The 22,800-nt window shown below is 65.0% G+C and carries 23 protein-coding genes; 16 read left to right on the top strand and 7 right to left on the bottom strand.

What is annotated here, in order from left to right; translation table 11 throughout:
- Positions 1–4: 4 nt before the first annotated feature.
- Complete coding sequence (locus TK49_RS05175; protein ID WP_045785749.1) at positions 5–265, top strand: hypothetical protein; 261 nt, start codon at positions 5–7, stop codon at positions 263–265.
- Between the two features lie 72 nt (positions 266–337).
- On the opposite strand, the gene TK49_RS05170 is transcribed toward TK49_RS05175, so the two are convergent.
- From TK49_RS05170 to TK49_RS05160, 3 genes are all read right to left on the bottom strand, one after another.
- A complete protein-coding gene (locus tag TK49_RS05170; protein ID WP_045785748.1) occupies positions 338–1,120 on the bottom strand; it encodes a bestrophin-like domain in 783 nt (260 codons plus the stop codon).
- A gap of 466 nt (positions 1,121–1,586) precedes the next feature.
- A complete protein-coding gene (locus TK49_RS05165) occupies positions 1,587–2,126 on the bottom strand; it encodes a single-stranded DNA-binding protein (RefSeq protein WP_045785747.1) in 540 nt (179 codons plus the stop codon).
- An 89-nt stretch (positions 2,127–2,215) separates the two neighbouring features.
- Positions 2,216–3,379 (bottom strand): MFS transporter, encoded by a 1,164-nt coding sequence (locus tag TK49_RS05160; protein ID WP_045785746.1) that lies wholly within the window; start codon positions 3,377–3,379, stop codon positions 2,216–2,218.
- Positions 3,380–3,623: 244 nt separating this feature from the next.
- Here TK49_RS05160 and uvrA point away from each other — a divergent pair, with 244 nt between their 5' ends.
- Positions 3,624–6,488, top strand: a complete 2,865-nt coding sequence (gene uvrA / locus TK49_RS05155) for an excinuclease ABC subunit UvrA (protein WP_045785745.1) — start codon at positions 3,624–3,626, stop codon at positions 6,486–6,488.
- 49 nt (positions 6,489–6,537) lie between these two features.
- On the opposite strand, the gene TK49_RS05150 is transcribed toward uvrA, so the two are convergent.
- The 3 genes from TK49_RS05150 to TK49_RS05140 all read right to left on the bottom strand — a co-directional run bounded on the left by TK49_RS05150 (position 6,538) and on the right by TK49_RS05140 (position 9,579).
- Positions 6,538–8,214, bottom strand: coding sequence for a Na/Pi cotransporter family protein (locus TK49_RS05150; RefSeq protein WP_045785744.1), 1,677 nt, complete (start codon positions 8,212–8,214; stop codon positions 6,538–6,540).
- A gap of 14 nt (positions 8,215–8,228) precedes the next feature.
- Positions 8,229–8,849 (bottom strand): LysE family translocator, encoded by a 621-nt coding sequence (locus tag TK49_RS05145; RefSeq protein WP_045785743.1) that lies wholly within the window; start codon positions 8,847–8,849, stop codon positions 8,229–8,231.
- A gap of 121 nt (positions 8,850–8,970) precedes the next feature.
- The gene (locus TK49_RS05140; protein WP_045785742.1) at positions 8,971–9,579 is read right to left on the bottom strand and encodes an adenine phosphoribosyltransferase; all 609 of its coding nucleotides are present in this window, start codon (positions 9,577–9,579) and stop codon (positions 8,971–8,973) included.
- Positions 9,580–9,688: 109 nt separating this feature from the next.
- On the opposite strand from TK49_RS05140, the gene TK49_RS05135 reads away from it, so the two are divergent.
- Positions 9,689–10,267: a DJ-1/PfpI family protein gene (locus tag TK49_RS05135; protein ID WP_045785741.1), complete on the top strand. Its 579-nt coding sequence runs from the start codon at positions 9,689–9,691 to the stop codon at positions 10,265–10,267.
- Positions 10,268–10,318: 51 nt separating this feature from the next.
- The gene (locus TK49_RS05130; RefSeq protein ID WP_045785740.1) at positions 10,319–10,723 is read left to right on the top strand and encodes a ribbon-helix-helix domain-containing protein; all 405 of its coding nucleotides are present in this window, start codon (positions 10,319–10,321) and stop codon (positions 10,721–10,723) included.
- Positions 10,724–10,735: 12 nt separating this feature from the next.
- On the opposite strand, the gene TK49_RS05125 is transcribed toward TK49_RS05130, so the two are convergent.
- The gene (locus TK49_RS05125; protein WP_045787755.1) at positions 10,736–12,715 is read right to left on the bottom strand and encodes a monovalent cation:proton antiporter family protein; all 1,980 of its coding nucleotides are present in this window, start codon (positions 12,713–12,715) and stop codon (positions 10,736–10,738) included.
- Between the two features lie 313 nt (positions 12,716–13,028).
- On the opposite strand from TK49_RS05125, the gene TK49_RS05120 reads away from it, so the two are divergent.
- The 12 genes from TK49_RS05120 to TK49_RS05065 all read left to right on the top strand — a co-directional run bounded on the left by TK49_RS05120 (position 13,029) and on the right by TK49_RS05065 (position 22,788).
- Positions 13,029–14,012 (top strand): KpsF/GutQ family sugar-phosphate isomerase, encoded by a 984-nt coding sequence (locus TK49_RS05120; protein WP_045785739.1) that lies wholly within the window; start codon positions 13,029–13,031, stop codon positions 14,010–14,012.
- Between the two features lie 16 nt (positions 14,013–14,028).
- Positions 14,029–14,613 carry a KdsC family phosphatase gene (locus TK49_RS05115; RefSeq protein WP_045785738.1) on the top strand — a complete coding sequence of 195 codons (585 nt, stop codon included), beginning with the start codon at positions 14,029–14,031 and terminating at the stop codon, positions 14,611–14,613.
- Between the two features lie 4 nt (positions 14,614–14,617).
- Entirely contained in the window at positions 14,618–15,250 is a 633-nt protein-coding gene (gene lptC / locus TK49_RS05110) for an LPS export ABC transporter periplasmic protein LptC (protein WP_045785737.1), read from the top strand.
- A gap of 58 nt (positions 15,251–15,308) precedes the next feature.
- Positions 15,309–15,875: a lipopolysaccharide transport periplasmic protein LptA gene (gene lptA, locus TK49_RS05105; RefSeq protein WP_045785736.1), complete on the top strand. Its 567-nt coding sequence runs from the start codon at positions 15,309–15,311 to the stop codon at positions 15,873–15,875.
- 28 nt (positions 15,876–15,903) lie between these two features.
- A complete protein-coding gene (gene lptB / locus TK49_RS05100; protein WP_045785735.1) occupies positions 15,904–16,692 on the top strand; it encodes an LPS export ABC transporter ATP-binding protein in 789 nt (262 codons plus the stop codon).
- 107 nt (positions 16,693–16,799) lie between these two features.
- Positions 16,800–18,299, top strand: coding sequence for an RNA polymerase factor sigma-54 (locus TK49_RS05095; protein ID WP_045785734.1), 1,500 nt, complete (start codon positions 16,800–16,802; stop codon positions 18,297–18,299).
- Positions 18,300–18,350: 51 nt separating this feature from the next.
- The gene (gene hpf, locus TK49_RS05090) at positions 18,351–18,704 is read left to right on the top strand and encodes a ribosome hibernation-promoting factor, HPF/YfiA family (RefSeq protein WP_045785733.1); all 354 of its coding nucleotides are present in this window, start codon (positions 18,351–18,353) and stop codon (positions 18,702–18,704) included.
- A 342-nt stretch (positions 18,705–19,046) separates the two neighbouring features.
- A complete protein-coding gene (ptsN, locus tag TK49_RS05085) occupies positions 19,047–19,502 on the top strand; it encodes a PTS IIA-like nitrogen regulatory protein PtsN (protein WP_004633390.1) in 456 nt (151 codons plus the stop codon).
- A 70-nt stretch (positions 19,503–19,572) separates the two neighbouring features.
- Entirely contained in the window at positions 19,573–20,547 is a 975-nt protein-coding gene (gene hprK, locus TK49_RS05080; RefSeq protein ID WP_045785732.1) for an HPr(Ser) kinase/phosphatase, read from the top strand.
- Positions 20,548–20,733: 186 nt separating this feature from the next.
- Positions 20,734–21,057, top strand: coding sequence for a PsiF family protein (locus TK49_RS05075; protein ID WP_045785731.1), 324 nt, complete (start codon positions 20,734–20,736; stop codon positions 21,055–21,057).
- 94 nt (positions 21,058–21,151) lie between these two features.
- Positions 21,152–22,042 carry an RNase adapter RapZ gene (gene rapZ, locus TK49_RS05070; RefSeq protein WP_045785730.1) on the top strand — a complete coding sequence of 297 codons (891 nt, stop codon included), beginning with the start codon at positions 21,152–21,154 and terminating at the stop codon, positions 22,040–22,042.
- Positions 22,043–22,134: 92 nt separating this feature from the next.
- The gene (locus tag TK49_RS05065) at positions 22,135–22,788 is read left to right on the top strand and encodes an LON peptidase substrate-binding domain-containing protein (protein WP_045785729.1); all 654 of its coding nucleotides are present in this window, start codon (positions 22,135–22,137) and stop codon (positions 22,786–22,788) included.
- Positions 22,789–22,800: the final 12 nt, after the last annotated feature.

Genomic DNA, 22,800 nt, shown 5'->3' with positions numbered 1-22,800 from the left:
CCGTATGAAAAGCCGTCTGCTTTTGATCCCCGCGCTGCTGCTCGCGCTGTGGAGTGCGCTCGCCCACGCTGACCTCTCTGAGGCCAAGCAGGACATCAAGCAGGGCACGAAAGAAGCGGCGCGCAAAACGGGGCATGCAGCAAAGGAAGTCGGGCATGCCACGGCCAACGCCGCGCGCGCGGTGGGCCATGGCGTGAAGAACGCGGCGCATGCGACCAAGTGCGGCGTGAAACATGTCTTCAAGAAGCCTTGTGAGAGCGACTAGCGCCCCGGGGCGCATATCGCCCATCGGATCGTGCCCCTGGGTCTGTGTCGCAGCGCCCGCGACAGCCGGGGGTCAGTCGTGGCCCGACGCATCGCCCTCCTGGATCATGGACCGCAGCAGCAGGTCGAATGGGGCGCTGGAGACCTTGAACAGGCCCTGATACGGATGGGTCAGTTCCAGTATCAAGAAATTGGCGCTTGCGATAGCGACGGCGCCCAACAATATAAACAGTATTCCGACGATATTGCCGCCACTGAGGCTTCCATAAAGAAAAAACAGCAGACAGGCCCAGCCAAACACAATGACAAGAAGCAGTGCAGGCACCTGATTTGAAAGACTCCTGACGATATTCGATTGGATGGCAATAAAGTTGCTGGAAAACTGGCGGATAGCGTTAAGGTCGTCGCGGGTGACGGCTTCAAACCCCTCGGAGATCCTGTTGATCTCCAGCATCGTCTCGACGTCCCCGGAAAGGTGCGCGTAGCTTACCTCTGTCGCCTGCTGGCTGCCCTGATCCGACCAATATCGTTGCAGCAGGCGAACGACCATCCGGCGCAGCATTGTCCTTGGCTTATCGGAGACGCCGGGAAATTGCTTGAGCAGAAGATCAATATTCCCCACGGCGTTGATCAAGGAATTGAAATCGGCCTGATGATTGTTGAACGTGGCGTAGGAAGAAGATACGAGAAGGCCTAGAACGATGGCAAACAGCGTGCCGATCAAACCTGAAACAGATTTGATGATATCTTCAGACAGGCTGATATCTGCCGGAAACAGCTTGTGCACATAGACGCCGGCAATTGCACAAGAAAAGGTGGCAATCGAAATCGTAATACAGCGACCAAGTATGCTCATTGCGGATGCCTGCCAAATTCGGGTTCGAGTTCCGGGCTCGCCGCCCGCGGGAGGCGGGGCATGTCTGCTGCCGCGCCAACCATGTGCCCAGCCGCTACGCCGCCGGAGACCCGCTGCTCAAAAAATCGATTCTATCAACCTTGATAAGTATATCAAATATGAGAGATACGGCAGCCTTTTGTCTCAACCAACTGGCGTGCTGGTGGCTGTAGTCCGTTCCCGCACACGCAAGCGCGGTCATCGAACGTGCCGGTGGACGCCGCAACGCGGTCGAGTTGAGCGAGGTAGGCACAAGTTTGCTCATGCCGCGCTTCCCAAGCGCCGACCGTGGGGCTACTGCCACAGACCAATCCGGTGTGGGCGGGCTGCCCAATGAAAAAGGGCGCCCTAGCGGCGCCCTGCATTCAGTTTTTTTTACCCAACAAAGCTCAGGGAGGAATCTTCCTTTGTCTGACGGGTACGTTGGTCAGAACGGGATATCGTCGTCCATGTCCTCGAAGCCATTCGACGGCGCGGGCTGACGGCGTGCGCTGCCGCCCTGGCCGGCACCGGCCTCGCCGCCGCGCGAGTAGCCGCCGCCACCGCCCTGGCCCTGGCTGCGGCCGCCGCCGTAACCCCCACCGCCGCCTTCTCCGCCGCGCGAGTAGCCACCACCGCCCTCACCGCCCATGCCTTGGCGGCCGCCGAGCATCTGCATCTGCTCTGCGACGATTTCGGTGCTGTATTGCTTCTGGCCGTCCTTCTCCCACTGGCGGGTCTTGAGGCGCCCTTCGACGTAGACCTGCGAGCCCTTTTTCAGGTATTCGCCGGCGATTTCCGCCAGGCGGCCGAAGAAGGCGATGCGGTGCCATTCGGTGGCTTCGCGCATTTCGCCGCTGGCCTTGTCCTTGTAGCGGTCCGTGGTGGCCACGCGGATGTTCGTGACGGCGTCGCCGCTGGGCATGTAACGCGTTTCCGGGTCGGCACCGAGATTGCCGACGATGATGACTTTGTTGACGGACGCCATGATGAGTTTCCGAAGGTAATTGAAGGGATGCCGCCGTAAAGGGCTAACGAAAAAAAGGCCGACTGAAAGTGTAGCGCTGAATGCCGACCCTAGTGCCGACGCAACGCCGGCATCTGCATGGGGCTGGCGATTATAAGCCACGCCAAAGCCAGCGCCGCGCAGGTCAAAAATACGGCATGCTGCCCCACGTGCAGCAGAATCCAGCCGCCGCCGGCGCCGCCCGCAAACAGGCCCAGGGCCTGCGTCGTGTTGTATACGCCCATGGCCGCGCCCTTGCGTACGCCCGGCGCGTACTTCGACACCAGCGATGGCTGCGACGCCTCCAGCACGTTGAAGCCGAGGAAGTAGACCAGCAGCGCGATCGACAGGGCCGCCAGCGTCGGATGCACTTCGCCCAGCGCCAGTTGCGCCACCATCACCAGCGCGACGGCGCAGAGCAGCACGGCCTTCATCCTGCCGCGCTTCTCCGCCGCAATGATGGCCGGCACCATCAGCACGAACGACACGCCCATCACCGGCAGGTAAATCTTCCAGTGCGAATCGACGGGCAGGCCGGCGGCTTCCAGCATGTGCGGCAGCACGACGAACAGGGCCGTCTGTGTGGCATGCAGGGCGAACACGCCAAAGTTCAGGCGCAGCAGCTCGGGGTTGTGCAGCACTTCGCGGAACGGCGCCTTCACGTGCGCGGGCGGGCGCGGCGCATTCGGCACCACCCACATCACCACGCCGATGGCGACGATGGCCAGCACGCCAATCGCCAGGAACATCCCCGGCATGCCGACCCAGCGGAAGATGACCGGCGCGCTCACGATGGCCACGGCAAACGACACGCCGATGCTGCCGCCAATCATGGCCATGGCCTTGGTGCGGTGCTCTTCGCGCGTGAGGTCGGCCACGAAGGCGATCACCGCCGATGAGATGGCTCCCGCGCCCTGGATGGCCCGCCCCACGGCGATGCCCGCGACGCTGTGCGAAAACGCCGCCACCAGGCTGCCCACCGCGAAGATCACCAGGCCCGCAACAATGACGGGCTTGCGCCCGAAGCGGTCAGACAGCCAGCCGTACGGGATGTAGAGCACCGCCTGCGTCAGGCCGTACACGCCGATGGCGAAGGCGACGAGCTGCGTGTTGTTGCCGTCGGGCAGCGTTTTCGCGAACACCGCGAAGACCGGCATGATCATGAACAGGCCCAACATGCGCAGCGCGAAGATGCCGGCCAGCGAAGCGGCCGCACGCAGCTCGAGGCCGGTCATGCGGCCGGAAGCGGAAGTCATGGACGGGGAAGCGGAAGACATGGCGCGGAAACCGCCGCAGAACACACGAAAGGAATGCGGCGACAAAGACACTTGAACGGCCTCGCCAATCGCCCCATCTGGGCGCGGACACCGGCAAAACCGAAGTTCGGTATATTAGCAGGCTTACCCTTTTCCACCCCCTCCCGCCGATTGCCGCAGGCGGTCCGCACCCGACGCCGCATTGAGCCGCATTCAGCCACACATGGACGAAATCAAGATTCGTGGGGCCCGTACCCACAACCTGAAGAACATCAACCTGGATCTGCCGCGCAACAAGCTGGTCGTGATCACCGGGCTTTCGGGGTCGGGCAAGTCGTCGCTGGCGTTCGACACGCTGTACGCGGAGGGGCAGCGGCGCTATGTCGAGTCACTTTCTGCCTACGCGCGGCAGTTCCTGCAGCTGATGGAAAAGCCGGATGTGGACCTGATCGAAGGCCTGTCGCCGGCCATCTCCATCGAACAGAAGGCCACCAGCCACAACCCGCGCTCCACCGTCGGCACGGTCACCGAGATCCACGACTACCTGCGTCTGCTGTATGCGCGCGCCGGCACCCCCTACTGCCCCGACCACGGCCAGCCGCTGGAAGCGCAGAGCGTGTCACAAATGGTGGACGCCGTGCTGGCGCTGCCGGCCGACACCAAGCTGATGATCCTGGCGCCCGTGGTGGTCAACCGCAAGGGCGAGCATGTCGACCTGTTCGAGGCGATGCAGGCGCAGGGCTTCGTGCGCTTTCGGGTGCGCTCGGGCGGCGGCACCGCGCATGAGGCCGAGGCCCGGGTCTACGAGGTCGACGACCTGCCCAGGCTGAAGAAGAACGACAAGCACTCGATCGACGTGGTGGTCGACCGCGTGAAGGTCAACCCGGAGCTCAAGCAGCGCCTGGCCGAATCGTTCGAAACCGCGCTGCGCCTGGCCGACGGCCGCGCCGTGGCGCTGGAAATGGATACGGGCCGCGAACACGTCTTCAGCTCCAAGTTTGCGTGCCCGATCTGCTCGTATTCGCTGCAGGAGCTGGAGCCGCGGCTGTTCTCGTTCAACAACCCGATGGGCGCCTGCCCGCACTGCGACGGCCTGGGCCAGATCACGTTCTTCGATCCGAAGCGCGTGGTGGCCTTCCCGAACCTGTCGCTGGCCTCGGGCGCCATCAAGGGGTGGGACCGCCGCAACCAGTTCTACTTCCAGATGCTGCAGAGCCTGGCGGCGTTCTACGACGTCGACATCGACGTGCCGTTCGAAGAGCTGCCGCAGGAAATCCAGCAGATCGTGCTGCACGGCTCGGGCAAGCAGCAGATTCCGTTCACGTACATCAACGAACGCGGCAAGACGACGGTGCGCGAGCACGCGTTCGAGGGCATCATCCCGAACCTCGAGCGGCGCTACAAGGAGACCGACTCCATTGCCGTGCGCGAGGAGCTGGCCAAGTACCAGAACAACCAGGCGTGCCCGGAGTGCCACGGCACCCGCCTGCGCCGCGAGGCCCGCTTCGTCAAGGTGGGCGAAGGCGACCAGGCCCGCGGCATCTACGAGATCAACGGCTGGCCGCTGCGCGACGCGCTCACGTATTTCCTCACGCTGAACCTGCACGGCGCCAAGCGCGAGATTGCCGACAAGATCGTCAAGGAGATCACCGCGCGGCTGAACTTCCTGAACAACGTCGGGCTCGATTACCTATCGCTGGAGCGCAGCGCCGATACGCTCTCGGGCGGCGAGGCGCAGCGCATCCGCCTGGCGTCGCAGATCGGCTCGGGGCTGACCGGCGTGATGTACGTGCTTGATGAGCCGTCCATCGGCCTGCACCAGCGCGACAACGACCGCCTGATCGGCACGCTCAAGCACCTGCGCGATCTCGGCAACTCGGTGCTGGTGGTCGAGCACGACGAGGACATGATCCGCGCGTCGGACTACGTGGTGGACATCGGCCCGGGCGCCGGCGTGCACGGCGGTCAGATCATCGCCGAGGGCACGCCGATGCAGATCGAGCAATCGCCGGCATCGCTCACGGGCGACTACCTGTCGGGCAAGCGCCGCATCGAGGTGCCCAAGCAGCGCACGGCGCCGGACGACGAGCGCTGGCTGCGCATCATCAACGCCACGGGCAACAACCTGAAGAACGTGTCGGCGGACATCCCGATCGGGCTGCTCACGTGCATCACGGGCGTGTCGGGCTCGGGCAAGTCGACGCTGATCAACGACACGCTGTATCACGCGGTGGCGCGCCATCTGTACGGCTCGACGCCGGAGCCGGCACCGCACGACCGCATTGAGGGGCTCGAGCATTTCGACAAGGTCATCAACGTCGACCAGTCGCCGATCGGCCGCACGCCGCGCTCGAACCCGGCCACGTACACGGGCCTGTTCACACCGATCCGCGAATTGTTTGCTGGCGTGCCGGCGGCCAAGGAGCGCGGGTACGACCCGGGCCGCTTCTCGTTCAACGTCAAGGGCGGCCGCTGCGAGGCCTGCCAAGGCGACGGCGTGCTCAAGGTCGAGATGCACTTCCTGCCCGACGTGTACGTGCCGTGCGACGTGTGCCACGGCAAGCGCTACAACCGCGAAACGCTCGAAGTGCTCTACAAGGGCAAGAACATCACCGAAGTGCTGGAGATGACGGTGGAGCAGGCGCACGAGTTCTTCGCGCCGGTGCCAGTCGTGCGCCGCAAGCTGCAGACGCTGCTGGATGTTGGCCTTGGCTACATCCGCCTGGGGCAATCGGCGACCACGCTGTCGGGCGGTGAAGCGCAGCGCGTGAAGCTGTCGCTCGAGCTGTCGAAACGCGACACGGGCCGCACCCTGTACATCCTGGACGAGCCGACCACCGGCCTGCACTTCCACGACATCGAGCTGTTGCTCAAGGTCATCTACAAGCTGCGTGACCATGGCAATACGATCGTCATCATCGAGCACAATCTGGACGTGATCAAAACGGCCGACTGGCTGCTCGACCTTGGGCCGGAAGGCGGTGCGGGCGGCGGGCAGATCATCGCCAAGGGCACGCCCGAAGACGTGGCGCGGAACAAGGCGAGCTTTACCGGCAAGTACCTGGCGCCGCTGCTCAAACGCAAGTAAGCACGGCGATGCGGCAAACAGAAAGCGCAGCTTCGGCTGCGCTTTTGTCTTAGTGGCTGGCCGGCGCGGCTTCCGCGTCGACTTCGTCCGCGTCCTTCATCCGGCTGCGGTTCAGCACCCCGGCCTCATCCAGCACCGGATACGCCGCCGCGCAGAACAGCGAGTTCAGCCGCTTGAAATCGCTGATGATGTCCAGATGCAGCGAACTCGTCTCGATGCTCTCCGCCGTCTGCGCCGACACGCGCGTGAGGTGGCTGCGCGCGTAGCGTTTCTCCAGGTCGCGGAAGTGCGCCTTCTCCAGCATCAGCGTCTGGGCGCTGCGCAGGTCGCCCGTCAGGAACACCGACAGCGCAAGCTTGAGGTTGACGACCAGCCGCCCATGCATGTCCTCCAGCTCGTGCATGCCGGCCTCGGAAAACGCCAGCTTGTGCGCGATCTTCTTCTCGCGCACATCCTGCAGCAGGCGGTCGAGGATGTCGCCGGCGTGCTCAAGGTTGATCGTGAGCGAGATGATGTCAGCCCAGCGCTTGCCCTCGCGCGCATCGAGCGCCTCGTGGCTCAGCTGCGTGAGGTAGAGCTTGATGGCGGTGTACAGCGCGTCGACCTCGTCGTCGATGGCGCGGGTGGTCTGCAGCAGGCGCGCGTCGTTCGTCTTGAGCACGCGCAGGGTGTTGTCGAGCATGTGCTCGACGCGGTCGCCGATGCGCAGCACTTCGCGTGCGGCATTGCCCAGCGCCAACGTTGGCGTGGCCAGCGCCGAAGGATCGAGATAGCGCGGCGCGACGAGGTCGTCGATATGCGCGCCGCCCGGCAGGATGCGCCCGCACAGCCGGGCCATGTGGTCGGTCAGGCCGATCAGCAGCGCCGCCAGGGCCACGTTGAATACCACGTGGAACGCCACCACCATATGCTGCAGCGCCACCCCCGCATGCGGCGCGAGTTCGGCCAGCGTGCCGAGGAACGGCAGCGCCAGCGCCGCACCGAGCAGCCGCGACAGCAGGTTGCCGAGCGTGGCCCGGCGCGCCGCCTGGCTCGATGACGGCGTGGTCGCCAGCGCGGCCACGGCGCTGCCAATGTTGGCCCCCAGCACAATCGCAAACGCCACCTTGACGGACACCGCCGCCGACGTCGCCAGCGTTGCGCAGAACAGCACCACCGCCAGGCTCGAATAGCACAGCAGCGTGAGCACCGCCCCAATCAGCATGTTCAGGCCGGTGTCCGACGAGATGGAGCCAAGCAGCACGCGCAGCGCATTCGCTTCGACCATCGGACTCGAGGCCACGGAAATCAGCTCCAGCGCCATCATGATCAACCCGAGGCCGATCAGCACGCGCCCGAAGTGCCCGACCGGGCTGCCCTTGCGCGAGAGGTGCAGGATCACGCCGAAGAAGATCAGGAGCGGCGACAGCCACGACAGGTCCAGCGCAAACACCTGGGCCATGATGGCCGTGCCCACGTTCGCGCCCAGCAGGATCGCCAGCGCCGCCGACACGCTCATCAGCCCTTGCGCGACAAACGCCCCGACGATGGTGGCCGTGGCATTGCTGCTCTGCACGAGACACGTCACCCCGATGCCCGCGAGCAGCGCCGAGAACCGGTTCGACACGCTTCGCGAGAGCAGGCGGCGCAGGTCGGCGCCGTACAGGCGCAGCATGCCGACCTTGACGGTCTGCGTGCCCCACACCAGCAGGGCCACGCCGGAAAGCAGTTTGAGCAGCGTATACATGGAAGTCCGTTGCGCTACTTGGTCAGCGCCACACGCAGGCCCAGTCCGATGAAGATGCAGCCGCTCACCCGATCGAGCCACAGCGACGCGCGCGGCGTGCGGCGCATCCAGCCGCCCAGCGCTGCCGCACACCAGCCGTACAGACTGAACACGACGACGGTCTGCGCCATGAACACGCCGCCCAGCAACAGCATCTGCAACGCAGCATGGCCGGCCTGCGCGTCAACGAACTGCGGCAGGAACACGACGAAGAAGAGCGTCACCTTCGGGTTGAGCACATTGGCCACCACGCTCTGACGGTACACCTGCCACAGGTCCGGCGCCGCCTGCGGTCCAGCATTCTTCAGGCCGACGCCACCCTTGCTGCGCAGCGCCTGCAGGCCCAGCCAGACCAGGTAAGCCGCGCCCAGCCAGCGGATCGCCTGAAATGCCAGCGGCGACGATTGCAGCACCGCAGCGAGCCCCAGCGCCGCAAGCGTCGTATGGAACAGGCAGCCGGACGCAAAGCCGGCCGCGGCTGCCAGCCCTGCCTTGCGGCCCTGGCTTGCGCCGCGCGCGATGACCTGCAGGTTGTCCGGCCCGGGCATCACGGTGATGGCAATGGAAGTCAGCAGGAACAGCACTACGTGTGGCATCGGCGTCTCTCGGCCAGATCGGAAAGGAAGCGCGGAAAGGGTCCATGCTACTGCGCACGGCGGCAGAGCGTCATATTTTTGTCACATGAGCATACGCGGCGCAGGCATCGCCCGGGCGCGCTCAATGGCCGTCGAAGCGGCACACCGTAAAAAGCGGCAGCCCGCCTTCGATCAGCAGGCGCGACCCGCCCAGCTCTGGCAGGTCGACAATCGCCGCGCCCTCCACCACCGTCGCGCCCAGGCGCTCCAGCAGGCGCTTGCCGGCCATCATGGTGCCGCCCGTGGCGATCAGGTCGTCGATCAGCAGGACGCGGTCGCCGGGCTTGCAGGCATCGGCGTGAATTTCCACCGTGGCGCTGCCGTACTCGAGCATGTATTCCTCGGCCACCGTCGTGAACGGCAGCTTGCCCTTCTTCCGGATCGGCACGAAACCGAGGTTCAGCTCGTACGCGACGATCGAGCCGAGGATGAAGCCGCGCGCGTCGATGCCCGCCACCAGGCTCAGCCCCTGACCCATGTAGCGGTGCACGAACACATCCACCAGCACGCGCAGGCTCTTCGGGTCCTGCAGTAGCGGCGTGATGTCGCGAAACATCACCCCGGCCTGCGGCCAGTCCGGCACTGTGCGGATGCGGTCGCGCAGGTAGCGCGACACGTCGCCCAGCTCGGTAGACGCGGGAACGGACGACGGCGTCAGCAACGCCGCCTGAGGGTGCGGGACTTGGCTCATGGCAGAAGCAAAAAGCGGGGAAAACGTGGTCTGCGGTAATGGGCTACCACCCGGGCCGAATGGCGCCGAACCACAATGGGCAAACCGCAACCATACAGGAGACACGGCAATGGCTAAGAAAATTCTGATGCTGGTGGGCGACTACGTGGAGGACTACGAAGTCATGGTGCCCTTCCAGGCGCTGCAGGTGGTGGGCCACACCGTCCACGCCATCTGCCCCGACAAGAAGGCAGGTGACACCGTGGCCACCGCCGTCCACGACTTCGAAGGCGCGCAGACCTACTCCGAAAAGCCCGGCCACCGTTTCACGCTCAACGCCGGCTTTGCCGACGTCGATCCGGCCACGTACGACGCACTTCTCGTGCCCGGCGGCCGCGCCCCCGAATACCTGCGCCTGAACGCCCGCGTGCTGGAGATCGTCCGGCACTTCGCCCAGGCCGACAAACCCATCGCGGCCATCTGTCACGGCGCGCAGTTGCTGTCGGCGGCGGGCGTGCTGGAGGGCAAGGTGTGCTCGGCGTATCCGGCGTGTGGCCCTGAAGTCACGGCGGCGGGCGGCACCTTCAAGGACATCCCGGTCGACCAGGCCCATACCGACGGCAAGCTCGTCACGGCGCCCGCTTGGCCGGCGCATCCGGCCTGGCTTGCACAGTTTCTTGAAGTCCTGGGCACGCGGGTCCTACACTGATCCGGCTGCCCGCCGGTACCGGATCCGCGGGCGCCTTCAGGAGCCCCGGCCATGTGCGAAATCTTCATCCGCGCCAATCCTCACTCGTACGACAGCCTCGCGCGTTCGCTACGCCTGCATGGCGTGGCAACCAGCGTGCGGCTGGAGTGCCTGTTCTGGGAGGTGCTTGAAGAGATCGGCCAGCGTGACGGCCTGACGGTCAACCAGCTCATCAGCAAGCTCTACGACGAACTGCTGGAGCGGCGCGGCGAAGTGGCGAACTTTGCGTCGTTCCTGCGCGTCTGCTGCCTGCGCTACCTGATGCTGCAGCAGGAGGGCCGTATTCCGGCTGACACACGGGTGTCGATCCGCTCGCTCGATGCCGCGGCAGTGCTCGACGGGCTGCCGCCCAGCATGGCCGATGCGCCACCGCCGCGCCGCTCGCGTGGGCCGCTGCTGGAAGCGCTCACCAAATAGGCGGCCCGGCCTTCAGCGCGGCGAGAGGCGCTCCTCCGCCAGTTGCAGCCCTTCCGGCGTGCCCCGCAGCACGACGATGTCGCCCTGTTCCAGCACGGTATCGGGCTCCGGATCGAGTGCGCGAATCCCCTGCCGCCGGATCGCCGTCACGGAAGTCTTGAACGTCTCCAGCCCCATCGTGCCGAGCTTGCGGCCAATGGCGGGCGAGCCTTCGACCAGCGGCACCGAATGCAGCCGCACGGCCTCGCGCTCGAGCATGTCTTCTTCGTCGTCCTGGCCGTGGAAGTAGCCGCGCAGCAGGCTGTAGCGCGCGTCGCGCATCTCCTGGGCACGCCGCACCACGCGGCGCAGCGGCACGCCGAGCAGCACCAGCGCGTGCGAGGCCAGCATGAGGCTGCCTTCGATGATCTCCGGGACGACCTCAGTGGCGCCGGCCTGCTGCAGGCGGTCCAGGTCGGCATCGTCAATGGTGCGCACGATCACGGGTAGCGTGGGCTCCAACGCCTGCACATGGTGCAGCACTTTCAGCGCCGAGGGCGTATCGGCATACGTGATGGCCACCGCCGCCGCGCGGTGGATACCGGCCGCCACCAGCGATTCGCGGCGCGCCGCATCGCCGTAGACCACGTGTTCGCCGGCCGCCGCGGCGTCGCGGACGCGGTCCGGGTCCAGATCCAGCGCCACGTAACCGATGCCTTCCTGCTCCAGCATGTGCGCCAGGTTCTGGCCGCTGCGCCCATAGCCGCAGATGATGACGTGGCCCTCGGTAGCGATGCTTTGCGCGGCGATCTTCGTCATCGCCAGCGATTGCATCAGCCAGTCCGTGCGCGAGAGCCGCATGGCGATCACGTCGCTGTACTGGATCAGGAACGGCGCCAGCAGCATCGACAGCAGCATCGCCGCCAGAATGGCCTGCCCGAGCAGCGGATCGATCAGCTTCATGCCGTCGATCTGGTTGAGCAGCACGAAGCCGAATTCACCGGCCTGCGCAAGCCCCAGCGCCGTGCGGATCGCCGCGCCGCCCCCGGAGCCGAACGCCCGCGCGAGCAACGCGATCAGCACGAACTTGAACAGCACCGGGCCCAGCACCAGGGCCAGCACGAGCCCCCAATGCTCGAGCACGACACGCGGGTCCAGCAGCATGCCCACTGTCACGAAGAACAGGCCGAGCAGCACGTCGCGGAACGGCTTGATGTCTTCTTCCACCTGCAGCTTGTACGGCGTTTCCGACACCAGCATGCCGGCCAGGAACGCACCCAGCGCCATCGACAGGCCCAGCCGCTCCGTGAGCGCCGCCATACCGAGCGTGACCAGCAGCAGGTTCAGCATGAAAAGCTCCTGCGAGCGGCGCGCCGCCACCAGGTGGAACCAGCGCGAGAGCAGCTTCTGCCCCAGGAACAGGATCAGCACCAGCGCCACGGTGATCTTCAGCGCGGCAATGGAAAGCGCCAGCGCCAGGTCTTTCGGGTTCTTCCCGAGCGACGGAATGACGATCAGCAGCAGCACCACCGCCAGGTCCTGGAACAGCAGCACGCTGATGATGTTGCGGCCGTGCTCGGTCTCCAGCTGCAGGCGCTCGGCCAGCATCTTTGAGACGATGGCCGTCGACGACATCGCCAGCGCGCCGCCCAGCGCCAGCCCTGCCTGCCACGACAGCGGATACCAGTACGACAGCAGCAGCGACACCGGAATCGTCAGCAGCATAGTCAGCACCACCTGCGACGCGCCCAGCCCCAGCACCAGCCGCCGCATCGAGCGCAGCTTGGAGAGGTTGAATTCCAGCCCGATCGAGAACATCAGGAACACCACCCCGAACTCGGCCAGGTAGCGCGTCTGGGCAGAATCGGACTCCAGCCCCGTCGCCTTCGGCCCGATCAGCACGCCCACCACCAGATAGGCCAGCATCGGCGGCAGCTGCAGCATGCGGAACAGCACCACGCCGATCACGGCGGCGGCCAACAAGACAAGAGTGAGCTCCAGCGGCGAATGCATGCGACGCGAAAAAACCAGGCGAAAGAGGTTGGACAGGGCGGCCGGATGCCGCGCATCAGAACGGTGCCGGCGACGCGCATGCCGCCAACAGCACGCGGCGCGCTGCAAGACCGATGCCAGATATAAACGAAGAACGCGATGCGCGGGACGCCGCAGAGCAAAAAATGACGGCGTGGCGACGGGACGGAAACGGGTTGGAAAGCGGATTGCCGCGGCGCAGCAAAACAGGGCGCCCGCACGCCCCGCTGCCCCCCGCAAGACCAGCCACGACGCGCCGGAAGCGGATCGTGGCTTATTGTTATACTTCGCCGCCATGATAGCGAATTTCAATCCCGATCGAGCGCTCGCGCTGGCGCAGCAGACCTTCGACATCGAAGCGCAAGCCGTGCTGGGCCTCAAATCCCAGGTGTCCGCCGACTTCGCGCGCGCGGTCGAGATGGTGCTCGGCTGCACCGGCCGCGTGGTCGTGTCCGGCATGGGCAAATCGGGCCACATCGCGCGCAAGATCGCCGCCACGCTGGCCTCGACCGGCACGCCGGCGTTTTTCGTGCACCCCGCCGAAGCCAGCCATGGCGACCTCGGCATGGTCACGCGTGACGACGTCTTCATCGGCTTCTCCAATTCCGGCGAGGTGTCGGAGCTCAACGCCATCCTGCCGCTCATCAAGCGGCTGGGCGCCAAGCTGATCGCCGTGACGGGCAACCCGCAGTCCTCGCTCGGCAAGCATGCGGATGTCGTGCTCAACTCGCACGTCGACGTCGAAGCCTGCCCGCTGAACCTCGCGCCCACCGCGAGCACCACCGCGCAGATCGCACTCGGTGACGCACTGGCCGTGGCGGTGCTCGACGCGCGCGGCTTCGGCGCAGACGACTTCGCCCGCTCGCACCCGGGCGGCTCGCTCGGCCGCAAGCTGCTCACGCACGTGCGCGACGTCATGCGCTCGGGCGACGCCATCCCGCGCGTGACCGAAGACACGCCGCTGTCGCAGGCGCTGATGGAAATCACCCGCAAGGGCATGGCGATGACCGCCGTGGTGGATGCGCAAGGCCGCGCGGTCGGCGTCTTCACCGACGGCGACCTGCGCCGCCTGCTCGAAACCCCGCGCGACTGGCGCACCGTGCCGATGCACGAAGTCATGCACCGCAATCCGCGCGCGATCGGTCCCGACCAGCTCGCCGTCGAAGCCGTCGAAGTGATGGAAACGCACCGCATCAACCAGCTCCTGGTCGTCGATGCCGCCGGGCTGCTCGTCGGTGCGCTGCACATCCACGACCTGACGCGCGCCAAGGTCATCTGAGGGACACCTTTCGCAGATGACCGCACCGGCCGATCCCGTCCACAGCAATATCGACGCGCGCTTTCCGCAGGCGATGGAACGCGCGGCGCGCGTGCGCCTGATGGTGTTCGACGTGGATGGCGTGCTCACGGATGGCCGCCTGCTGGTGGGCCCCGAGGGCGAAATCAGCAAGGCCTTCGACACGCTCGACGGCCATGGCATCAAGCTGCTGGCGCAGGCCGGCATCACGCCGGCCATCATCACCGGCCGGCAATCCGAGATCGTTGCCTGGCGCGCCGGGGAACTCGGCATCGAGCATCTGTACCAAGGCGTGGCCGACAAGCGCGAGGCGTTTGCCCATCTGCTGGCCGCGACCGAGCTGCAGGCAGCCGACGCCGGCTACATGGGCGACGACTGGCCCGACCTGCCGGTGATGACACTGGTCGGTTTTGCGGTCTGCCCCGCCCAGGCGCACGCCGAACTGCGCAGCCGCGCACACTATGTCGCCCAGGCGACGGGCGGACGCGGCGCGGTGCGCGAAGTGGCCGACCTGATCCTCAAGGCGCAAGGCGCCTACGATGCCCTGCTGGCGCAACTGCTGCAGGCCCCGCAATCTTTCTGAGCCCATGGCCAGCGAACGCTCCCAACGCCTCGTCTCTTCCGTGCTGCAGCTCATGCTGCGCGGGCTGCCGATCCTGCTGATGGGGATCGTGTGCGGCATCACGTTCCTGCTCGTGCAGGTCAACACGCCGCAAACCGATGCCGCCGCCAATCAACCCAAGCGCCACACGCCCGACTACACGATGGACGGCGTCTCGGCCACCGCGCTGGATGAGACCGGCGCCACCAAATACCGCTTCACCGGCGTCCACATGAACCACTACGAGGACGACCTCACCTACGACGTCACGTACCCGGCGCTGCGCGTGTATGCGCCCGACCGCCCGCAGGTCACCGCCCGCGCCGACCTCGGCAAGATGAACGGCGAAGGCACCATCATCGACCTGTACAACAACGCCAAGGTGGTCCGTGCGCAGGGGCCGGACCCGCGCCAGGATCCGCTGATGACGGCCGCTTCAACGTACTTCCAGGTGCTGCTCAACGACGACATCGTGCGCACCGACAAGCCGGTCGAACTGCACCGCGGGCCGTCCGTCATGAACGCCAACGGCCTCGTCTTCAACAACGTGACGCGCCAAGTACAATTGCTGGGCAACGTGCGCGGCCGAATCGAGGGGCTGGGAGCGCCAAAGCAGTAAACTCCACGCCCGCACCAGACCGCGCCCATCGACCGCGCCCTTCTCCGACGTGATCTCCATGACCCACTCCTTCCGTGCCACCGGCCTGGCCATCGTGGCCGCGCTGCTGCTCCCGGCCCTGCCCGCCCACGCCGAGCGCGCCGACCGCGACAAGCCACTGGTGCTCGAAGCCGACAACGCCAGCTATGACGATCTGAAGCAGGTCTACCACCTGACCGGCAATGTCGTGCTGACCAAAGGCACCATGGTGCTGCGCTCCGACGCCGCCGAGCTGCGAACAGACCCCGAGGGCTACAACTACGCCGTGGCTACGTCCAAGCCGGGCAACCTGGCGTTCATCCGCCAGAAGCGCGACAACGTCGACGAATACATCCAGGGATGGGCTGAGCGCATCGAGTACGACGGCAAGCAGGAAATTTCCAAGCTGATCAGCCGCGCGCGCATGGAGCGCCTGCAAGGTGCCACGCAACTCGACGAGATCCGGGGCGCCGTCATCACGTACGACGGGCAGAAGGAGTTCTATACAGCCTCGGGCGGCGCCGAGAACGCCACATCCGCCAACCCGTCGGGTCGCGTGCGGGCCATCATGGCCCCGCGCACGAGCACGCCCGCTGCCAAGCCCTGATCCGTACCGCTGCCTCTCCTGTCTGCCTATGTCCGCCACCGCACTCGCCCCCAAAACCGTCGCGCCGCAGGCCACGACCTCCAGCACACTGGTGGTCCGCCATCTGAAGAAGCGCTACGGCACGCGCACGGTGGTCAAGGACGTATCGCTCGACGTGAAAAGCGGTGAGGTTGTCGGACTGCTCGGCCCGAACGGCGCGGGCAAGACGACCTCGTTCTACATGATCGTCGGGCTGGTGGCGCTGGACGCCGGCGACATCGTGCTCGACGGCCAGCATATCAGCCGCTTGCCGATTCACCAGCGCGCCCGCATGGGGCTGTCATACCTGCCGCAGGAAGCCTCCGTGTTCCGCAAGCTCAACGTGCAGGAGAACATCCGCGCCGTGCTCGAGCTGCAGGAGCAGGACGGCAAGAAGCTGTCGCAGGATGAGGTCAATCGCCGCCTGGACGCGCTGCTCGACGACCTGCAGATCGCGCACCTGCGCGACAACCCCGCGCTGTCGCTGTCGGGTGGCGAGCGACGCCGCGTGGAAATTGCCCGCGCGCTGGCCTCGTCGCCGCGTTTTATCCTTCTCGATGAACCGTTTGCGGGCGTGGATCCGATCGCCGTGGGCGAAATCCAGCGCATCGTGAGCTTCCTGAAGGACCGCAACATCGGCGTGCTGATCACCGATCACAACGTGCGCGAAACGCTCGGCATCTGCGATCACGCCTACATCATCAGCGAAGGTACCGTGCTGGCCGCCGGCCGCCCCGAGCAGATCATCGAAAACGAGGATGTGCGCAAAGTCTATCTGGGCGACAACTTCCGGATGTAAGCCGCGCCGCACGCTTACGTCGTTAGAGCGTACAGGGTGCGTGGTAAGGGCGCACCATAAAGCAAAATCCGTTCCATCGGCCGACTGTTGGGCATAGAATAGCCCGCATGAAACAGTCGCTCCAGCTTCGTCTCTCTCAGCATCTGGCGCTCACGCCGCAGTTGCAGCAGTCGATCCGGCTGCTGCAGTTGTCGACCATCGAACTCCAGCAGGAAGTCGAACAGGCTCTGACCGAAAACCCGCTGCTGGAGCGGGAAAACGAGTGGCTCGACACGTCCGCGCGCATCGGCGCAGATGGCTCCGTCAACGCGCTGCAAAGCAGCAGCGCCACACCGCTGCCCACCGAATCGCCACCGCCCGCGCCCAACGGCACGGACAGCACCGACGCTCCCGAAACCAGCTACGAGAGCAGCGCCGACTTCGACAGCGATTACGGATCCGACCGCTCCGACTGGAGCCTCGACGACTTCGCCCGCAAGCCGCAATCGGACGAAGACGACCGCGCGCCCATGCAGCTGCGTGAAGCCGAGCCGACGCTGCGCGAATTCCTCATGGAGCAGCTCGCGCCGCTCAAGCTGTCGATGCGCGACAAGGGCCTCGTCATCTTCCTGATCGAATCGCTCGATGACGAAGGCTATCTCTCGGGCACACTCGACGAAATCCTCGCCGATCTGCCGTCGGAACTCGAGGTCGAACTCGACGAACTGCAAGCCGCGCTGCGCATGCTGCAGAGCTTCGACCCGCCCGGTATCGGCGCGCGCTCGGCCGCCGAATGCCTGTCGCTGCAGTTGCACCGGCTCGAATCACCGGCGAAGACGCTCGCGCTCACGATCGTCAATCACCATCTCGAACTGCTCGCCGCACGCGATTACACACGGCTGAAGAAGGCACTGTCCGTCGACGAGCCGGCGCTCAAGGCGGCACACGAGCTCATTCGTTCATTGGCGCCGTTTCCAGGGCATGCGTTCGGCCGCGCAGAGGCCGACTTTGTCGTGCCCGACGTCGTCGTGCGCAAGACCAGTGCGGGCTGGATGGCGCAGTTGAATCCCGAAGTGATGCCGCGTCTGCGCATCAACGACATGTACGCGCAGATCCTGCGCAGCAGCCGCGGTGAAGCCGGCGCCGCCAACCTGCAGCAGAAGCTGCAGGAAGCACGTTGGCTGATCAAGAACATCCAGCAGCGTTTCGATACGATCCTGCGTGTCTCGCAAGCCATTGTCGAGCGTCAAAAGAGCTTCTTCACGCACGGTGAAATCGCCATGCGGCCCTTGGTTTTGCGGGAAATAGCCGATACACTGGGTCTACACGAGTCCACGATCTCCCGTGTGACGACCAACAAGTACATGGCGACCCCCATGGGCACCTTCGAGCTGAAGTACTTCTTCGGCAGCCATGTATCGACGGAAACCGGCGGGGCTGCGTCATCCACTGCGATACGCGCGCTCATCAAGCAACTTGTAGGAGCCGAAGACCCGAAGAATCCTCTGTCCGATAGCAGAATTGCCGAGCTGTTAGGCGAACAAGGATTCGTGGTGGCCCGTCGGACGGTGGCCAAGTACCGCGAAGCCCTGAAGATCCCAGCAGTGAATCTGCGCAAGTCCTTATAGCCGCATCGCGGGCAGTTCCGGTGCGGCCCATCCGTGAGAAGGAGAACCGCTATGAACTTCAAACTCAGTGGACACCACCTGGACATCACGCCTGCGCTGCGTGAGTACGTGGAAACGAAACTGGAGCGTGTGATCAGGCACTTCGATCAGGTGATTGGCGTCAGCGTCCTGCTATCGGTCGATAACCACAAGGAGAAGGATCGTCGCCAGTACGCAGAAATCAACCTGCACCTCAAGGGCAAGGACGTCTTCGTCGAATCACACCATGAAGATCTCTATGCGGCCATCGATCTACTCGTCGACAAGCTCGACAGGCAGGTGATCAAGTACAAGGACCGTGTTCAAGGACACGACCGTGACAGCGTGAAGCATCAGGCCTTCCAGGCCGCGCAGATGCAGCAATAGCAAGACGGCATCATGAAGACCGCGCCCTGAGTCGGCGCGGTTTTTTTATGCCATGGTGCACCGCCGACGAATCCGATTGCATGGGAATTAAGTCGGGCTAAAATCTGAACAAAGTTTGAATGCTTGGCGTGGCGCGGTTTTTGGCGCGATGCTGGCAAGAAGAGCGCCGATGCCGGGCAAGCACTGCCGGCTCCGGTCAATTGCAGCCTTGGGGGATCAGCCTCTCTGCCCGGCACACCGCTGGTGCGCCGCACAAAGCCGCGCGACACGTGGTCTATAATGACCCGATTGTCCGCGCGCCAATTTGGTGCAGAGGGACGCCGCTCATTTCACGCATTGCACATGAATCGCTTGGCCAAACTGCTGCCGCCCGGGAACATCGCCCTCGACGTCAGCGTAACCAGCAAAAAGCGGGTATTCGAACAGGCCGGCCTGCTGTTCGAGAACAACCACGGCGTGGCACGCGCCGTCGTCACTGACAACCTGTTTGCGCGCGAGTCGCTGGGCTCCACGGGCCTCGGCGCCGGCGTAGCCATCCCGCACGGCCGAATCAAGGGGCTCAAGCAGCCGTTGGCGGCCTTCATGCGCCTGTCCGAGCCAGTGCCGTTCGAGTCGCCGGACGGCAAACCTGTCTCGCTGCTCATCTTCCTGCTGGTGCCCGAACAGGCCACGCAGCAGCACCTGGAAATCCTCTCCGAAATCGCCCAACTGCTGTCCGATCGCGACATGCGCGAAGGCCTCGCCACCCTGCCGTCGCCCGAGGCGATTCACCAGCTACTGACCGACTGGCGGCCTTGAGCGCGGCGCAATCGGCCTTCGCCTGACCGGGCAACCGATTGCGAACGCACCGTGCCCGCCCTGCCCTGCTATGGAACTGACCGGCGTCACCGCCCAATCGATTTTCGACGACAACGCAGCCGACCTGAAGCTGTCGTGGGTCGCCGGCCTGGAAGGCGCGGACCGCGCATTCGACGTGGATTTCGCCAAGGAGGCCACATCTGCGGCGGACCTGGTGGGGCACCTGAACCTCATCCACCCGAACCGCATCCAGGTACTCGGCAAGCCGGAGATCACGTACTACCAGCGTCTGTCGGAAGAAAACCGCAAGCGCCAGATGGGCGAACTGATCCTGCTGGAGCCGCCCTTCCTCGTCGTGGCAGACGGCGTGAACCCGCCGCCGGACCTCGAACTGCGCTGCACGCGGTCGTCCACACCGCTGTTCACATCGCCGATTTCGTCGGCCGCCGTCATCGACCACCTGCGCCTGTACCTGTCGCGCATCTCCGCACCGCGCGTGACGATGCACGGGGTGTTTCTCGACATCCTCGGCATGGGTGTGCTGATCATGGGCGATTCGGGCCTGGGCAAGAGCGAACTCGGGCTGGAACTGATCTCGCGCGGTCACGGGCTCGTGGCCGACGATGCCGTCGATTTCGTGCGCCTGGGGCCCGACTTCATTGAAGGCCGTTGCCCGCCTCTGCTGCAGAACCTGCTGGAAGTGCGCGGCCTGGGCCTGCTCGACATCAAGACGATCTTTGGCGAGACAGCGGTGCGCCGCAAGATGAAGATCAAGCTGATCGTCCAGCTCGTGCGCCGCAACGATGGCGAGTTCGAGCGCCTGCCGCTCGATTCGCAGTACCTCGACGTCCTCGGCTTGCCGATCCACATGGTGAAGATCCAGGTGGCTGCCGGCCGCAACCTGGCCGTGCTGGTCGAAGCGGCCGTGCGCAACACCATCCTGCGCCTACGGGGCATCGACACGCTGCGCGATTTCATGGACCGCCAGCGCGCGGCCATGCAGGCCGAGGCCGCATCGCACTCGCCGCAGGGTCGGCTGCTTTAACGATGTCGAAACATAGTTTCGCAATAGGGCCGGTTTTACCCTAGTTTTGGTTGCGAAACGTCAACCCGACATGCGCCCTCCCCGTTGTGGGAAGGAATGCGCCGAGCACGCACGCGGCGGCGTTCATCGCGAGCGCGGCGGCCCTCTCCGCTCGCTCTTCTTTAGGCCACCCAAGGAGAATCCACGATGAAACAACTGATTGCCGCTTGCGCCCTGGCGCTCCCGTTCCTGGCCGGCCAGGCTTTCGCTCAGGCCAGCGCACCGGCTGCCGCTCCCGCCGCCAAGACGTCGCAGCAGGAACGCATGGCCGCCTGCTCGAAGGCCAACAAGGGCAAGAAGGGCGCTGAATACAAGAAGGCCCAGAGCGACTGCCTGTCTGGCAAGACGGACGCCCCGGCTGCCGCGCCGATGACCCAGCAGCAAAAGATGGCCGCGTGCGCAAAGGCCAACAAGGGCAAGAAGGGCGACGAGTACAAAAAGGCCCAGAGCGAGTGCCTCTCGAAGGGCTGAGCATCCGCTTAACCGTGCAGCAGAAAGGCGGCCGTGCAGGTCGCCTTTTTTTTCGGATCGCTGCTTTGCAACACAGGAATGCTATCCTCGCGGCATGCGGATCATTCTCATCACCGGTATGTCGGGCTCGGGGAAATCGGTCGCCCTGAACGTGCTCGAAGATGCAGGCTACTACTGCGTCGACAACCTGCCCGCCCAGTTCATTCCCGAGCTCGCGGGCTATCTCGCAGATCAGGGCTACACGCACCTGGGCGTGGCCACTGACATCCGCAGCCGCGAGTCGCTGCGCAAGGTCCCCGAAACGGTCACGCTGCTGCGCAAGGAACACGACGTGCGCATGCTGTTCCTGACGGCAAGCACCAACGCGCTCGTGCAGCGCTACTCCGAAACGCGCCGGCGTCATCCATTGTCGATTCGCAACGGCCGCCCGGACGTCCGGGATGCGCAGACCGCGGCCAAGGGGATTGACACGTCGCTGGTTGAAGCCATCGAGATGGAGCGGGAGCTGCTGAGCCCCTTGGCCGACCCGGCGCACCGCATCGACACCAGCACGCTGCGCACCAACGCCCTGCGCGCGTACATCAAGGAATTCATCAGCGATGAGCCGCACGACATCACGCTGATGTTCGAATCGTTCGGCTTCAAGCATGGCGTGCCGACCGACGCCGACCTCGTCTTCGACGTGCGCTCGCTGCCCAACCCGTATTACGACACGCAGTTGCGCCCGCTCACGGGGCGTGACCAGCCCGTCATCGATTTCCTGCAGAGCCAGCCGATGGTGCTGGCAATGGCCGAAGACATTCGCGCCTACGTTGAAAAGTGGCTGCCGAGTTTCATCGCCGACAACCGCAGCTACCTGACCGTTGCCATCGGCTGCACGGGCGGCCAGCATCGCTCGGTGTACATCGCTGAAAGGCTTGCCACGTACTTCCGGGCGCATGGTAATGTGTTGGTCCGCCACCGCGAATTGGCCGTAGACGGCTGAGCCGCGCGCCACGCGCGCGGGCCGACGTCGCTTGGGTACGGCTCGCGCGGCGCCACGCGAAGATCTTGCCGCCGCCAGCCCAAAGCCAGTCCATGCAAGAAGACATCGCCCTCTCGCCGTTCTCGCCGCTGCCGCCGCTGCCGACCGAGCTGCCGCTGTTCCCGCTGCACACGGTGCTGTTTCCTGGCGGCCTGCTGCCTCTGCGCATCTTTGAAGCACGCTACATCGACATGGTGCGCACCTGCCTGCGCGATCAGACACCGTTTGGCGTATGCCTGATCGAGCACGGTAACGAAGTCGCCACCTCGGATGCGCCAACCATCCCCGTCAACGTCGGCTGCATCGCCCACATCATTGAATGCGACATGGAGCAGCTCGGCCTGCTGATGATCAAGGTGCGGGGCACGCAGCGCTTCAGGGTCCTGTCGTTCGAGACCACGGCCAACGGCCTGATGCGCGGGACCGTGGAGCCCCTGGGCGCTGATGTGGAAGACTGCAAGGGCGAGCTCTTCGACGATTGCGTGGGCGCCCTGCGCCGCATCATCACCACGCTGGGCGCGCGCGAAGATGGCAACCTCCCCATGATGGAACCGTACGACTGGAACAGGCCCAGTTGGGTCGCCAACCGGCTGTGCGAACTGCTGCCGGTGCCGCTCAAGGCCAAGCAGAGGCTGATGGAGCTGATGGACGCCGGCATGCGCATCGAGATCGTCCATCGCTACATGAAGCAGCACCACATCCTGTGATGCCGAACCGGC

The organism is Ralstonia mannitolilytica (genome assembly GCF_000954135.1).
Taxonomy (GTDB): domain Bacteria; phylum Pseudomonadota; class Gammaproteobacteria; order Burkholderiales; family Burkholderiaceae; genus Ralstonia; species Ralstonia mannitolilytica.
This window is presented reverse-complemented; position numbering and strand designations above follow the sequence as displayed.